At 72.9% G+C, this 14,069-nt stretch carries 12 protein-coding genes; 9 read left to right on the forward strand and 3 right to left on the reverse strand.

From position 1 onward, the window contains the following. The first annotated feature begins 5 nt into the window (after positions 1–5). A complete protein-coding gene (locus AB0L89_RS20095; protein WP_365142563.1) occupies positions 6–839 on the forward strand; it encodes a MurR/RpiR family transcriptional regulator in 834 nt (277 codons plus the stop codon). 42 nt (positions 840–881) lie between these two features. On the opposite strand, the gene AB0L89_RS20100 is transcribed toward AB0L89_RS20095, so the two are convergent. Both AB0L89_RS20100 and AB0L89_RS20105 read right to left on the reverse strand, forming a co-directional pair. Next, positions 882–2,243 (reverse strand): APC family permease, encoded by a 1,362-nt coding sequence (locus tag AB0L89_RS20100; RefSeq protein WP_365142565.1) that lies wholly within the window; start codon positions 2,241–2,243, stop codon positions 882–884. A gap of 134 nt (positions 2,244–2,377) precedes the next feature. Continuing rightward, positions 2,378–3,796 (reverse strand): diaminopimelate decarboxylase, encoded by a 1,419-nt coding sequence (locus AB0L89_RS20105; RefSeq protein ID WP_365142567.1) that lies wholly within the window; start codon positions 3,794–3,796, stop codon positions 2,378–2,380. Between the two features lie 148 nt (positions 3,797–3,944). Here AB0L89_RS20105 and hutU point away from each other — a divergent pair, with 148 nt between their 5' ends. The 4 genes from hutU to hutI all read left to right on the forward strand — a co-directional run bounded on the left by hutU (position 3,945) and on the right by hutI (position 9,589). Beyond that, a complete protein-coding gene (gene hutU / locus AB0L89_RS20110; RefSeq protein ID WP_365142569.1) occupies positions 3,945–5,609 on the forward strand; it encodes a urocanate hydratase in 1,665 nt (554 codons plus the stop codon). Positions 5,610–5,710: 101 nt separating this feature from the next. Further along, positions 5,711–6,913 carry an allantoate amidohydrolase gene (locus tag AB0L89_RS20115; RefSeq protein WP_365142571.1) on the forward strand — a complete coding sequence of 401 codons (1,203 nt, stop codon included), beginning with the start codon at positions 5,711–5,713 and terminating at the stop codon, positions 6,911–6,913. Then, positions 6,910–8,271: a formimidoylglutamate deiminase gene (locus AB0L89_RS20120; protein ID WP_365142573.1), complete on the forward strand. Its 1,362-nt coding sequence runs from the start codon at positions 6,910–6,912 to the stop codon at positions 8,269–8,271. The genes AB0L89_RS20115 and AB0L89_RS20120 overlap by 4 nt, the downstream gene beginning before the upstream one ends. Before the next feature lie 148 nt (positions 8,272–8,419). After that, positions 8,420–9,589 carry an imidazolonepropionase gene (hutI, locus tag AB0L89_RS20125; protein ID WP_365142575.1) on the forward strand — a complete coding sequence of 390 codons (1,170 nt, stop codon included), beginning with the start codon at positions 8,420–8,422 and terminating at the stop codon, positions 9,587–9,589. 107 nt (positions 9,590–9,696) lie between these two features. Here hutI and AB0L89_RS20130 read toward each other — a convergent pair whose 3' ends face one another. Next, entirely contained in the window at positions 9,697–10,638 is a 942-nt protein-coding gene (locus AB0L89_RS20130; protein WP_365142577.1) for an RNA polymerase sigma factor SigF, read from the reverse strand. A gap of 238 nt (positions 10,639–10,876) precedes the next feature. Between AB0L89_RS20130 and AB0L89_RS20135 the strand changes: the two genes are divergently transcribed. From AB0L89_RS20135 to AB0L89_RS20150, 4 genes are all read left to right on the forward strand, one after another. Further along, on the forward strand, positions 10,877–11,245 hold the full coding sequence (locus AB0L89_RS20135) for an STAS domain-containing protein (protein WP_365142579.1): 369 nt from the start codon (positions 10,877–10,879) through the stop codon (positions 11,243–11,245). A gap of 250 nt (positions 11,246–11,495) precedes the next feature. After that, positions 11,496–12,005 carry an ATP-binding protein gene (locus tag AB0L89_RS20140; protein WP_365142581.1) on the forward strand — a complete coding sequence of 170 codons (510 nt, stop codon included), beginning with the start codon at positions 11,496–11,498 and terminating at the stop codon, positions 12,003–12,005. A gap of 266 nt (positions 12,006–12,271) precedes the next feature. Continuing rightward, entirely contained in the window at positions 12,272–13,012 is a 741-nt protein-coding gene (locus AB0L89_RS20145) for an LPXTG cell wall anchor domain-containing protein (protein ID WP_365142583.1), read from the forward strand. 56 nt (positions 13,013–13,068) lie between these two features. Beyond that, positions 13,069–14,052, forward strand: a complete 984-nt coding sequence (locus AB0L89_RS20150) for a hypothetical protein (RefSeq protein ID WP_365142585.1) — start codon at positions 13,069–13,071, stop codon at positions 14,050–14,052. Positions 14,053–14,069 lie beyond the last annotated feature (17 nt).

Consider the following 14,069-nt stretch of genomic DNA (forward strand, 5'->3'; position numbering starts at 1 on the left):
TCGGTATGAGTGACAGTCCTGCGGCACGGCTGCAAGTGCTCTTCGAGGGGCACCGGCTCACGCCCACGCAGCGCCGCATCGCGCACTGCATGGTGCGGCGGGCGGCGGACGTGCCCTTCCTCTCCAGCGTCGAGCTGGCCGAGCTCGCCGGGGTGAGCCAGCCCTCGGTGACCCGGTTCGCGGTGGCGCTCGGCTTCGACGGCTATCCGGCGCTGCGCAGGCACCTGCGGGACGTGGCGCCCGCGGAGACGGCAGGCGGCGACGAGCTGAACGAGTACCAGCAGGCCGTCGAGGCGGAGATCGCGAACCTGCGGCACCTGGCGGAGCTCCTCGCCGACCCGGCGCCGGTCGAGCGGGCCGGACGCCTCCTGGCCGCCTCCCGCCCGCTGCCGGTCCTCGGCCTGCGGGCCGCCGCCTCCCAGGCGTACGGCTTCTCGTACTTCGCCGCCAAGGTCCACCCCGACGTGCGCCTCCTCGACGAGGGCGGCACGATGCTGGCCGACCGCGTCGACGCGGCGGTACGGGCGGGCGCCACGGCCCTGCTGTGCTTCGCCCTGCCCCGCCACCCCCGCGAGGTCGTCGACGCCCTCGCGCACGCGCGCTCGGCGGGCCTGACGGTGGTCACCGTCGCCGACTCCGCGTTCGCGCCGGTCGCCGCCCACTCCGACCTCCTGCTGCCCGCCGCGGTCGGCACGGGCCTCGCCTTCGACACGGCGTGCGCGCCGATGCTGCTCGGCCGGGTGCTCCTGGAGGCCATGTGCGACGGGCTGCCGGACGCGCAGGCACGCCTGGAGGAGTTCGACGTACGGGCGGCGGCACGCGGCCTGTTCGTGGAGTGACCCGCGCGTCCGGGTGCGGGGCCCGCGTGCCGGGCCCCGCGCTCAGTCCTCGCCGCGGGTCCTCAGGACCACCTTGTTGACCGCCCACAGGCCGATCCCGATGGCGATCAGGACACCGGCGCGGACGTAGACCTCCGCCGGGCGGTCCGCCAGGGGGCTCGCGAGGATCAGGGCGGTGATCGCGCCGAGTACCGGCAGCACCGTCGGCGTACGGAAGTGCTTGTGGTCGACCGGGTCGCGGCGCAGTACCAGGACCGCCACGTTGACCACGGCGAACACGCACAGGAGCAGGAACGCCGTGGTGTCGCCGAGGCCCTCGATCTCGCCGGTGGAGACCAGGCCGATCGCGAGCAGCGAGACGAAGACGATGCCGACGATCGGCGTGCGGCGCGCGGGCAGGACGCGGCCCATGGCGCGCGGCAGGATGCGTTCGTTGGCCATGCCGTAGCAGAGCCGCGAGGCCATCATGATGTTGATCAGCGCCGAGTTGGTGACCGCGAACAGGGCGATCAGGGCGAAGAGTTTGTGCGGGAAGTCGACGCCGCCCGCCTTGACGACCTCCAGGAGCGGGCCGCTCGATCCCTCCAGCGTCTTGGAGTCGACCAGCAGCGACGAGACCAGCGCGACCAGGACGTAGATCGTGCCGGTCACCGCGACCCCGATGAAGATCGCGCGGGGGAAGGTGCGCACCGGGTCCTTGGTCTCCTCGGCCATGTTCACCGAGTCCTCGAACCCGACGAAGGCGAAGAAGCCGAGCGCGGTCGCCCCCAACACCCCTGTCATCAGGGCGTATCCGGTGCCGTCCGACTCGAACTCGGTGAGCCGCGCGGGCTCGCCGTCCCCCGTCAGGACCGCGTACGCGCCGATGGCGAGGATGATCACGAGGCCGGTCAGCTCGACGAGCGTGAGGACCACGTTCGTCTTCACCGACTCCGAGACGCCCCGCATGTTCAGCGCCGCGAGCAGCACGATGAAGGTGATCGCGATCAGGGTCGGCGGCAGCGCGTCGTTCGTCAGCTCGCCGAGGTAGTCGCCGCTGAAGGCGCGGGCGGCGGCGCTCGCGGACGACAGGCCCGAGCACATCACCATGAAGGCGATGATGAAGGTGAGGAACGGCGTCTTGAACGCCTTCTGCGTGTAGAGCGCGGCACCGGCCGCCTTCGGGTACTTGCCGACCAGTTCGACGTAGGACGCCGCCGTCAGGATCGCCACGACGAAGCCGATCAGGAACGGCAGCCACAGCGCGCCGCCGACCTTCCCCGCGACCTTGCCGGTGGTGGCGTAGATGCCGGTGCCGAGGATGTCGCCGATCACGAAAAGGATCAGCAGCTTGGGGCCGATGGCGCGGTGCAGCGCCGGCTCTTCGGCCGGTGGTGCGGTGGTGGACGTGTCGGACGTCGTCACAGGAGCCTCCCCCGAGAACGGGCCTGGAGGGTGGGTCTGCCCGTGATCCACGTCACTATGCGCGAGTTGAGGAAGCTCAGAGCCTCGGGGGCCGGGGTGCCCCGAGGGGCGCCCCGGCCGGGCCCGCGGGCGCGTCAGAGGTCCCGCAGCGCGTCCCGCTCCGCGCCGCCGCCCGCCTCCGCCACGATCGCGTCGAGCGTCTGCGGCTCGCGCACGGTCGCGAAGCGCACGCCCTCGCCGGTCCCGGAGGCCGCCGTGGAGAAGCCGTAAATGCCGGGTCTGGCCAGGCTGTTGTACGAGTAGTGCTGGGCGAAGTAATAGGCGCCGGTGTCCAACGCCGCGGCGTAGTCGCCCTGTTCGAGCAGTGGCAGCGGGCGGTTCTCGGCGAGCAGGTCGCCCGCGAAGCAGGCCGGGCCCGCGATGTCCTGGCCGACGGCGGGCCCGCTCTTGGGCCGCCCCTTCGCGTCGTACGCGGCGATCCGCAGCGGCCACGACGCCGGGGCGTACACGGTCCTGGTCGCCACCTGCACGCCCGCGTGCGTCACCGCGACCGGGCGCCCGCCCGCCCGCTTCGCGTACTCCACGAGGGCGAGGACCGTGCCGTGCTTGGCCAGCAGGGAGCGGCCGAACTCGGTGACCAGGCCGTACCGCCCGTCGAGCAGCCCCGGCACCCGGGCCTTGAGGCGGCGCGCGTACTGCGCGTGCGTCGGACTCTCCTCGTCCGAACCGAAGTTGACCGGCAGACCGCCGCCGATGTCGACCGTGTCGACCTGCCGCCGCCCGGCGCGTTCGTTGATCTCCTCGGCCAGTTCGTACGTCGCCCCGACGCCCCGCACCATCATCTCCAGGGGCATGCCCTGCGACCCGGAGTGCGCGTGCAGCCGGGTCAGCCACGGCCGCTCCAGGAAGGCCTGGACCACCCACTCCCTGGCGCCCTCGTCGCGCAGCGGCACCCCGAACTTGGAGGTCGCCGTCGCCGTCGACAGCGCGCCGATGGAGCCGCCGCCGATCTGCGGGTTGACGCGGACGCCGACGGGGGAGCGGGTCGGGGCCGACTGGATCATCGCGTCGATCCGGGCCAGCTCCTGCGGGTTGTCCGCGTTCACGGCGATGCCGAGCGCGAGCGCCTCGCGCAGCTCGGCCCGGGTCTTGGCGGGGGAGTCCAGGACGGTGTCGGCGGGCGCCACCCCGGCGGCCCGCGCCAGCGCAAGCTCCCCGGGGCTCGCCACCTCGGCGCCGATCCCCGCCGAGCGCAGCAGCCGCAGCACCGGCACGAGCGGGGTCGCCTTGACCGCGAAGGCGTGCAGGACGGGGGTGCCCGGCGGGGTGACCGCCTCGAAGGCGGCGCGCAGGGCGGCGGCGCTCGCGCGGATGCCGGTGATGTCGAGCAGGCCCGCGACGGGGGCGGCGGGCCCCACGACGCCCTGTTCGACGGCGGCGCGGACGGCCAGGTCGCGGCGGGCCGCGGAGTCGGCGCCCGCGCCCGCGGCGGCCTCCGGCGGGATGACCTGGGTCCGGTCCGGTTCCTGGTGGTGTTCCTCGACGTGCCCCATGTGATCCAGCCAATCACCCGGCGGGTGAGCCCGCTGGCGTACTCGCGCATTCGTTCGCTATTGACTAGTCCTATTCAGAACTTCAGGATGTGAATAACAAGGTCACAGCGAGCAAGCTCACAGCAGCTTCGTGCGAGGAGGCACCGCCATGTCAGGACCCCGGCCCGTGAGGGCACCGCGCGGCACCGAGCTGAGCGCCCTGGGATGGCAGCAGGAGGCCGCCCTCCGGATGCTCCAGAACAACCTCGACCCCGAGGTCGCCGAGCACCCCGACAAGCTCGTCGTCTACGGCGGCACGGGCAAGGCGGCCCGCGACTGGCGCTCCTTCGACGCGATGGTCCGCACGCTCACGACGCTGAAGCAGGACGAGACGATGCTGGTCCAGTCGGGCCGTCCCGTCGGCGTCATGCAGACCCACGAGTGGGCCCCGCGCGTCCTGATCGCCAACTCCAACCTGGTCGGCGACTGGGCGAACTGGGAGGAGTTCCGCCGCCTGGAGCAGCTCGGCCTCACCATGTACGGCCAGATGACGGCCGGATCCTGGATCTACATCGGCACGCAGGGCATCCTCCAGGGCACGTACGAGACGTTCGCGGCCGTCGCCGCGAAGAAGTTCAACGGCACGCTCGCCGGGACGATCACGCTCACCGCCGGGCTCGGCGGCATGGGCGGCGCCCAGCCGCTCGCCGTGACGATGAACGACGGCGTCGCGATCTGTATCGACGTCGACCCGCGCGCCATCGAGCGCCGCATCGAGCACAAGTACCTGGACGTGCAGGCGGACTCGCTGGAACACGCGCTCCAGCTGGCCGTCGAGGCCAGGGACGCCCGCCGCCCCCTCTCCATCGGCCTGCTCGGCAACGCGGCCGACCTGCTGCCCCGCATGCTCGCGGAGTCCGCCCCGATCGACATCGTCACGGACCAGACCTCCGCGCACGACCCGCTCTCCTACCTGCCCACCGGCGTCGAGTTCGACGAGATGCAGTCGTACGCGGCCAAGGACCCGGCGGGCTTCACCACCCGCGCCCGCGAGTCCATGGCCCGGCACGTCGAGGCGATGGTCGGCTTCATGGACGCCGGCGCCGAGGTCTTCGACTACGGCAACTCGATCCGCGGCGAGGCCCGGCTCGCGGGCTACGAGCGGGCGTTCGCGTTCCCCGGCTTCGTCCCGGCCTACATCCGCCCGCTCTTCTGCGAGGGCAAGGGCCCCTTCCGCTGGGCGGCGCTCTCCGGCGAGGCGTCCGACATCCACAAGACGGACAAGGCGATCCTCGACCTCTTCCCGGAGAACGAGTCGCTGCACCGCTGGATCAAGATGGCCGGCGAGCGCGTCCACTTCCAGGGCCTGCCCGCCCGCATCTGCTGGCTCGGCTACGGCGAGCGGGACAAGGCGGGCGAGCGCTTCAACGACATGGTGGCCTCCGGCGAGCTCCAGGCCCCCCTCGCCATCGGCCGCGACCACCTGGACTGCGGTTCGGTCGCCTCCCCCTACCGCGAGACGGAGGCCATGCTCGACGGCTCCGACGCGATCGCCGACTGGCCGCTCCTGAACGCGATGGTCAACGTGGCCTCGGGCGCCTCCTGGGTCTCCCTCCACCACGGCGGCGGCGTCGGCATGGGCCGCTCGATCCACGCGGGCCAGGTCTCGGTGGCCGACGGCACGAAGCTGGCGGGCGAGAAGATCCGCCGCGTCCTGACCAACGACCCCGGGATGGGCGTCATCCGGCACGTCGACGCCGGGTACGACATCGCGGAGACGGTGGCGGACGAGAAGGGCGTACGGGTCCCGATGCGCGAGGGTGAGGACGCGTGAGTCTGCCGCACGGCCGGGGGGCTGAGAATCCAGCCCCTGCGGCGTCCGAGGGGCGGGGTCCGGGGCGGGGCCCCGAGTCCTCCACCCCGTCGTTCCAGGAGATGTGGCGGGAGCTCAAGCCCATCGGGCGCGACGCCGAGAGCCGCGGCTACCGCCGCTACGCGTGGACCGGCGCCGACGCCGACTGCCGCGCCTGGTTCAAGGCGCAGGCGGACTCCCGCGGCCTCACCTACGAACTGGACCGCAACGGCAACCAGTGGGCCTGGCTGGGCGACCCGGCCGCCGGGGACGCCGTCGTCACCGGCTCCCACCTGGACTCCGTCCCCGACGGCGGTGCCTTCGACGGCCCCCTCGGCGTCGTCTCCTCCTTCGCCGCCCTCGACGAACTCCGGTCCAGGGGCGCGGAGTTCACCAGGCCCCTGGCGATCGTCAACTTCGGCGACGAAGAGGGCGCCCGGTTCGGCCTGGCCTGCGTCGGCTCCCGCCTCGCCGCGGGGCAGCTCACCATCGAGGCCGCCCACAAGCTCCGCGACGGCGACGGCGTCACGCTGCCGCAGGCGATGGAGGCGGCGGGCTACGACCCGTACGGCATCGGCCCCGACCCCGAACGCCTCGCCCGCATCGGCGCGTTCGTGGAGCTGCACGTCGAGCAGGGCCGCGCCCTCGACCTGTCCGGCGACCCCGTCGGCATCGCGTCCGCCATCTGGCCGCACGGCCGCTGGCGCTTCGACTTCCGGGGCGAGGCCAACCACGCGGGCACGACCCGGATCGTCGACCGCCGCGACCCGATGCTGAGCTACGCCGAGACGGTGCTCGCGGCCCGCCGCGAGGCCGAACTCGCGGGCGCGCTCGCCACGTTCGGCAAGATCTCCGTCGAGCCGAACGGCGTCAACGCCATCCCGTCGCTCGTGCGCGGCTGGCTGGACTCGCGGGCGCCCGACCAGGAGTCCCTGGACACGGTCGTCACCGGCATCGAGAAGGCCGCCCGCACCTACGCGGAGCGGCACGGCATCGACCTCGACGTCGTCCGCGAGTCCTTCACGCCGGTGATCGAGTTCGAGCACGCCCTCCGCGACGAGCTGGGCGCGATCCTGGGCGCCCGCGCGGAGCGCCCCCTGCCCGTCCTCGGCACCGGCGCCGGACACGACGCCGGTATTCTGTCCGGCTCGGTCCCCACCGCCATGCTGTTCGTACGGAACCCCACGGGCGTCTCGCACTCCCCGGCCGAGCACGCCGCGGAGGACGACTGCCTGGCCGGGGTGACGGCACTGGCGGACGTACTGGAAGGGCTCGCGTGCAGGTGACGACTCAGACGCAGACCACGTACTGGCTGGAGCACGCCTGGCTCGGCACGAACGTCGAGCCGGGCGTCGCGGTGGACGTGGGCGGCGACCGGATCACGGCGGTCCGCACCGGCGTCGACGCGCCGCCGCCCGGCGCGACGGTGCTGCGCGGACTGACGCTCCCCGGTCTCGCGAACGCCCATTCGCACGCCTTCCACCGTGCGCTGCGCGGCACCGTCCAGGTGGGCTCCGGCACCTTCTGGACGTGGCGCGAGGTCATGTACTCGGTGGCGGACCGCCTCACCCCCGAGACGTACCACGCGCTCGCGCGGGCGGTGTACGCCGAGATGGCGCTGGCGGGCATCACGACGGTCGGGGAGTTCCACTACCTGCACCACGCGCCGGGCGGCACGCCGTACGCCGACCCCAACGCGATGGGCGAGGCCCTGATCCGGGCGGCGGCGGACGCGGGCATCCGGATCACGCTGCTCGACACGGCGTACGTGGCGTCGGGGCTCCTCGACGAGCGGCAGGGGAAGCCGCCGAACCGCCACCAGCTCCGCTTCTCCGACGGCACGGCCCAGGCGTGGGCCGAGCGGGCGTCCGCGCTCAAGGACCGCGACCACGCGCGCATCGGCGCGGCGATCCACTCCGTACGGGCCGTGCCCGCGGCGCAGCTGGGCACGGTCGCGGAATGGGCCGCGGCGCGCCGGGCCCCCCTCCACGTCCACCTCTCCGAGCAGACGGCGGAGAACGACGCGTGCCGGGCGGTCCACGGCCGCACGCCGACGCAGCTGCTCGCCGACCACGGGGTGCTCGGCCCCCGCACCACGGGCGTGCACAACACCCACCTCACGGACGAGGACATCGCGCTGCTCGGCGGCTCGACGACGGGCACGTGCATGTGCCCGACGACGGAACGGGACCTGGCCGACGGCATCGGCCCCGCCGTCGCCCTCCAGCGGGCGGGCAGCCCGCTCTCCCTGGGCAGCGACAGCCACGCGGTGATCGACCTCCTGGAGGAGGCGCGGGCGATGGAGCTGAACGAGCGCCTGCGCTCGCACACGCGCGGCCACTGGACGGCGGCGGCGCTGCTGCGCGCGGCGACGGCGGACGGCCACGCGGCGCTGGGCTGGCCGGACGCGGGCGTCCTGGAGGCCGGCGCCCTGGCCGACCTCACCACCATCGCGCTGGACTCCGTCCGCACGGCGGGCCCCGTCCCGCGCCTCGCGGCGGAGACGGCCGTCTTCGCGGCGACGTCGGCGGACGTCCGGCACACGGTGGTGGGGGGACGCCATGTCGTGCGGGACGGCAGCCACACGCTGGTGGAGGACGTCCCGTCGGCCTTGGCGGAGGCGGTGGCGGCCCTCAGAGACTGACGCCTTCCCCGCGCCGGCCCCTTCAGCTCGTGTCTTTCAGCCCCTCCGGCGTTTGCGGAGCGGGGTCTGGGGCGGAGCCCCGGTTTCGGGAAGGGGCGGGCTCGGGGAAGAGAACCCGCTCGGACCCCAGCCCCTCCCCGGAGAAGCCATGACGACCACCCTCATCACCAACATCGCCGGCCTCGTCACCAACGACCCGGCGCAGGGCGACGGAACCGCCCTCGGCCTCATCACGGACGCCGCCGTCGTCCTCGACGGCGAGACCGTCGCCTGGGCGGGCCCGGCGGACAGGGCCCCGTCGGCGGACGTGTCCCACGACGCCGGGGGCCGCGCGGCGATCCCCGGCTTCGTCGACTCGCACTCCCACCTCGTCTTCGCGGGCGACCGCACCCAGGAGTTCAACGCCCGCATGTCGGGCCGCGCCTACTCCGCCGGCGGCATCCGCACCACGGTCGCCGCGACCCGCGCCGCCACGGACGCCGAGCTGGAGGCGAACCTCACCCACTACCTCCGTGAGGCCCTCCGCCAGGGCACGACGACGTTCGAGACGAAGTCGGGCTACGGCCTGACCACCGAGGACGAGTCCCGCGCCCTGCGCATCGCCGCCGCCCACACCGAGGAGGTCACCTACCTCGGCGCCCACATCGTCTCCCCGGACTACGCGGCGGACCCGGCGGCGTACGTCGACCTGGTCACGGGCCCGATGCTGGACGCCTGCGCCCCGCACGCCCGCTGGATCGACGTCTTCTGCGAGAAGGGCGCGTTCGACGGCGACCAGGCCCGCGCGATCCTCACGGCGGGCAAGGCGAAGGGCCTGCACCCCCGCATCCACGCCAACCAGCTGAGCTACGGCCCCGGAGTCCAACTGGCCGTGGAACTGGACGCCGCGAGCGCCGACCACTGCACGCACCTCACCGACGAGGACGTCGACGCCCTGGCGAACAGCTCCACGGTGGCGACCCTCCTGCCCGGCGCCGAGTTCTCCACGCGTGCTCAGTGGCCGGACGCCCGCCGCCTCCTGGACGCGGGCGCCACGGTCGCCCTCTCCACGGACTGCAACCCGGGATCGTCGTTCACGTCCTCGGTCCCGTTCTGCATCGCCCTCGCCGTACGGGACATGGGCATGACCCCCGACGAGGCGATCTGGTCGGCCACGGCGGGCGGCGCGGCGGCCCTGCGCCGCACGGACGTCGGCGTCCTCCGCGAGGGCGCCCGCGCCGACCTGGCCCTCCTGGACGCCCCGAGCCACGTCCACCTCGCCTACCGGCCGGGGGTGCCGCTGGTGAGCGCGGTGTGGCAGCGGGGCGTGCTCCAGTAGATTCCCGCGGTCTCCGGGCACAGCGCGCAACGGCAGTGGGCGCTTCCCTCAGTCGCTGAGGGAAGCGCCCACTGCCGGAGTCACGCCCGGATCTCCCGGACCGAGGGTCACTCCTCGACCGTCAGACCCTTTCTGAGCTTGACGAGGGTCCGCGACAGCAGCCGGGACACGTGCATCTGCGAGATGCCGAGCTCGTCGCCGATCTCCGACTGCGTCATGTTGGCGACGAAGCGCAGCGAGAGGATCTTCCGGTCGCGCGGGGGGAGTTCGGCGATCAGCGGCTTCAGCGACTCGACGTACTCGATGCCTTCGAGGCCGTGGTCCTCGTAGCCGATGCGGTCCGCGAGAGCGCCCTCGGAGTCGTCCTCCTCGGGCTGGGCGTCCAGGGAGCTCGCCGTGTAGGCGTTGGACGCCGCCATGCCTTCGACGACCTCGTCGTTGGAGATGCCCAGGCGCTCGGCGAGCTCGCCCACCGTGGGGGCGCGATCGAACTGCTGGGCGAGTTCGTCGCCCGCCTTGGCGAGGTCCAGTCGGAGTTCCTGGAGGCGGCGCGGGACCCGCACCGACCAGCTGGTGTCGCGGAAGAAGCGCTTGATCTCGCCGACGATCGTCGGCATCGCGAAGGTCGGGAACTCGACCCCGCGGCTGAGCTCGAACCGGTCGATCGCCTTGATGAGGCCGATCGTGCCGACCTGGATGATGTCCTCCATCGGTTCGCTGCGGGAGCGGAACCGGGAGGCCGCGAACTTCACCAGGGCGAGGTTCAGCTCGACCAGGGTGTTGCGGACGTACGCGTACTCGTGCGTGCCTTCCTCGAGGGACTCGAGGCGCCCGAAGAGGGTCTTGGACAGGGCCCGCGCATCCAGCGGCCCCACCTCGTCGTACGGCGGGATCTCGGGAAGGTCGTGGAGCCCTTCCAGGGCGTCCGGAGCCGGCTGGGGCTCCTGGGCGGGACCCGGGATCTCGGGAGCGGGGCGGTGCGGCGGGAGTGTCGACGTCGCCTGGTCAGTGCGCGATTCGTCGAGCCGGGGTGACATGGTGTCCTCCATCGTTCTCGGCATATGGCTGCCGATGCCAATACGTGCACTGCGGTGTGCGGCGCCTCCGAAGCCGTCCGTGTCGATTGCTGTCCCTTCTACCCCTACCCGCTTCTCCACACGGGTCGCAAGTGCGTTCTGCGGCGAAATGTCCGAATTCGGGGGGATGTTCGGGTACCCCGGAACGTACGGAAGGCGTAATGTTCAGGGGCGTCATCAACAGCCACGACGGTCGGAAGAGAGTGACGGCATGGACCGCGGGACGGTCGGCAGCGCACACAGGGGCCGGCTTCTGGTCGAGGTGCGGAAAGAGGGCACGAGTGCCGTCGTGACCCCGGCGGGTGAGTTGGATCACCACACCGCCGATCTGTTGCGGGAGCCGCTCGAAGGCTGCCTCGCAGAGGGGTACGCACGGCTTGTCGTGGACTGTTCGCGTCTGGAGTTCTGTGATTCCACGGGGCTCAATGTGCTCCTCGGGGCCCGGCTCAAGGCCGAGGCCGAGGGGGGCGGGGTCCATCTGGCCGGGATGCTGCCGGTGGTGGCCCGGGTCTTCGAGATCACCGGCGCGGAGGCGGTCTTCACCGTGCACGAGACGCTCGAAGCGGCTCTCGCCGACTGAGCGGATGGCGGTCACACGCGAAAGTTACGCGTCAGTTGTCACAGCGTGACCAGGGCGTTACCAGCGTCACACGGACCGTCCCGAACAAGTGGGTGTTCTCACGGTTCGGCCGGGCAGGAGAGACCTGGATCCGTCCACAGCGATCCTCAAGTCAACAGTCAGAACGGCAAGCAGCCGATGTTCTCCACTCGTCCAGAGTCCCCTACTTGTCCAGAGTCCTCAGTCCCTCTGTCGGTGAGGTGAAGCGCTGATGAGCACCACCCGGCCTTACTCGCCGGGCGACCGCGGCCCGGAGTCCGAGGCCGCCGTCGCGGACGCTCCCGCGGACCAGGTCTCCGGGGTGCCCGCGGCTCGGCAGATCCGCAGGCTGAGCCTGAACGGTGCGAGCGGCATCGTTCCGCTCGCCCGGGACTACACGCGCCAGGCGCTGCACGCCTGGGGCTGGCTCCCCGCGGACAGCGCCGACCGCAGGGCCGCCGCCGAGGACGTGCTCCTGGTCGTGTCCGAGCTCGTCACCAACGCCTGCCTGCACGCCGAGGGCCCGGACGAGCTCTGGCTCTCCTGCGACGGCAAGGTGCTGCGCATCGAGGTGTCCGACCGCGGCGCGGGCCAGCCGGCGCCGCGCACCCCGCACCGCGCCGGGCGCCCCGGCGGGCACGGGATGTTCATCGTCCAGCGGCTCTGCCTGGACTGGGGCGTCGTCCGTACGCCCGGGGTCACGGGCAAGACGGTCTGGGCGGAGCTGGGCGCGCCCGCGTAGGGCGCAGGCCGGGGCGCCCGCGCAGGGCGCGGGCCGGAGCGCCCGCACGGGGTGCGGGCCGGAGCGCCCGCCCGCCACAGGCCTTGGGCCACGGCTGTTACCCACGGTTCGTGCACGCGCCGGATCATCGCGATCCGGCGCGTCCTTTGTCTTCCCTCGACAAGGTCCCGGGCGTACCTTGAGCGCCCAATCTGATGTGCCGTCAGTAATCCAGCGTTACTCCGCACCGCGGCACGCCACGACGACCGGCATGAGGGGATCACGAGGTGTCGTACAAGAAATCGGCCGCGCTCGCGCTTGCCACCGCCCTGGCCGGCGGCTCAGCGGTGCTGATGGCCGCCCCCGCCGCGCAGGCCACCGTCCAGGACGTCGACTACCAGTGCAAGACACCCATCGGGAACAAGAGCGCCGTCTCGCCGATCGACATCAAGAGCGTCAAGAGCGGCAGCGGCTACAAACTCACCATGTCCTTCCAGAAGGGCGTCTCCTCCAGCCCCGTGGAGCTCGGCAAGGGCGCGATGAAGCCGAGCGCGCTGATCAAGCTGGGCGGCGCGGAGAGCGGCACGGTGCCGGTCTCCGGGGCGACGAACGCGGAGGCGATCCCGGCCAACACCCCCATCAAGATCAGTGACCTGTCGGGCACGTACACGCCCAAGAAGAGCGGCAAGGTCACCTTCACGGCCGGGGTCCTCACGATCAAGGCGCTCGGCACGACCACCACGTGCACGCCCTCCAACAACCCCAAGCCGTCCCTCGAACTGGACGTCAAGGGCTCCGGCGGCGGCTCGGGCGGCTCCGGCTCCGGTGGCTCCGACGCGGGCTCCGGCGGTACGTCGGACGGGTCCGGCGGGTCCGACAGCACCCCCTCCGGCGGCGGGGAACTCCCGCAGACCGGCCCCGCGGACTCCGCGATCGCGCTCGGCACCCTCGGCGGCACCGTGCTGCTCGCGGGCGCGGCGGGTGCGCTCTGGCTGACCCGCAGGAACCAGGCGGCGCGCTCGCGGTAGCGGACGCCGCAGGAACTCCGCGCCCCACGACCAGGACCGACGACCAGGAGCCGCCGATGCCGCCGAAGCCGCCGACGACGTCCTCCGCGCGGGCCGCCCTGGTCGCGCTCGCCCTGCTGGCGGCGGCCGCGACCCCCGCGTACGCGGACGGCGGCGGCTCCGAGCGGTGGTCCGCCGCGCCCTCCGCGGGCGGCGGCACGCGCCCCGCGAAGGACGGCAGGCCCTCCTTCTACGCCGAGGGCGCCCCCGGCACGGTGCTCCAGGACACCCTGTCCGTCACCAATCCGGGGCCGAGGCCCCGCACGGTCTCGCTGCGCGGCGCGGACGCGGACAACACCGGCTCCGGCGAGTTCTCCCTCACCCCGGCCAAGGGGAAGCCCAAGGACACCGGGGCGTGGATCACCTTCGCGAAGCAGCGGGTGACGGTGCCGTCGCGCACCCGCGCGGAGGTGCCGTTCACCCTGACGGTGCCCGCGGACGCGCTGCCCGGCGACCACCCCGGGGCGGTCGTGGTGAGCGGCGGCGGCCGCACGGTCGGCGTGCGGGTGCATCTGCGGGTCGGCGGGCCGACGCTCTCGGCGCTCACCGTGGAGCGCGTGAAGGTCGACGAGGACGCCGGGCGCATCGCGTACGACCTGGTCAACCGCGGCAACACCGTGCTGACCCCCAGGCTGGCGGTCCACGCGAAGGGCGTCTTCGGCACGCTCATCGACCGGCCCGCGCGCACCCTGCCGGTCGAGCTGCTGCCCGGCCGCCGCGTCTCCCTGACCGAGCCGTGGCCGGACGCCCCCGCGTTCGACGCGGCCGACGTGCGGCTCACGGCCACGGCGGCGGGCGGCGCCCGTGACACGGCCCGGGCTTCGCACCGCTTCGTGCCGTGGGGCGCGGTGACGGGCGGGGCGGCCCTGCTCCTCGCCGCCGCCGCGGCCGCCCACCGTCTCGTACGCCGCCGCAGACGGGACGCGGCTGTGCCGCCGGAGTCCGAGGAGCAGGACGTGGCACGGGAGTTGGCGACGGCTGGAACGGGAGAGGTCCGGTGAGCGGCATGTGGGCAGAC

Source organism: Streptomyces sp. NPDC052114 (assembly GCF_040680155.1).
In the GTDB taxonomy this organism is placed as follows: domain Bacteria; phylum Actinomycetota; class Actinomycetes; order Streptomycetales; family Streptomycetaceae; genus Streptomyces.

Excerpts from the sequence above, each read along its gene's own strand:
- hutU (WP_365142569.1), top strand. The coding sequence starts at position 3,945 with ATGTCAGGACCCCGGCCCGTGAGGGCACCGCGCGGCACCGAGCTGAGC.
- AB0L89_RS20095 (WP_365142563.1), top strand. The coding sequence starts at position 6 with ATGAGTGACAGTCCTGCGGCACGGCTGCAAGTGCTCTTCGAGGGGCAC.
- AB0L89_RS20130 (WP_365142577.1), bottom strand. The coding sequence starts at position 10,638 with ATGGAGGACACCATGTCACCCCGGCTCGACGAATCGCGCACTGACCAG.
- hutI (WP_365142575.1), top strand. The coding sequence starts at position 8,420 with ATGACGACCACCCTCATCACCAACATCGCCGGCCTCGTCACCAACGAC.
- AB0L89_RS20115 (WP_365142571.1), top strand. The coding sequence starts at position 5,711 with ATGTGGCGGGAGCTCAAGCCCATCGGGCGCGACGCCGAGAGCCGCGGC.
- AB0L89_RS20105 (WP_365142567.1), bottom strand. The coding sequence starts at position 3,796 with ATGGGGCACGTCGAGGAACACCACCAGGAACCGGACCGGACCCAGGTC.
- AB0L89_RS20140 (WP_365142581.1), top strand. The coding sequence starts at position 11,496 with ATGAGCACCACCCGGCCTTACTCGCCGGGCGACCGCGGCCCGGAGTCC.
- AB0L89_RS20135 (WP_365142579.1), top strand. The coding sequence starts at position 10,877 with ATGGACCGCGGGACGGTCGGCAGCGCACACAGGGGCCGGCTTCTGGTC.
- AB0L89_RS20150 (WP_365142585.1), top strand. The coding sequence starts at position 13,069 with ATGCCGCCGAAGCCGCCGACGACGTCCTCCGCGCGGGCCGCCCTGGTC.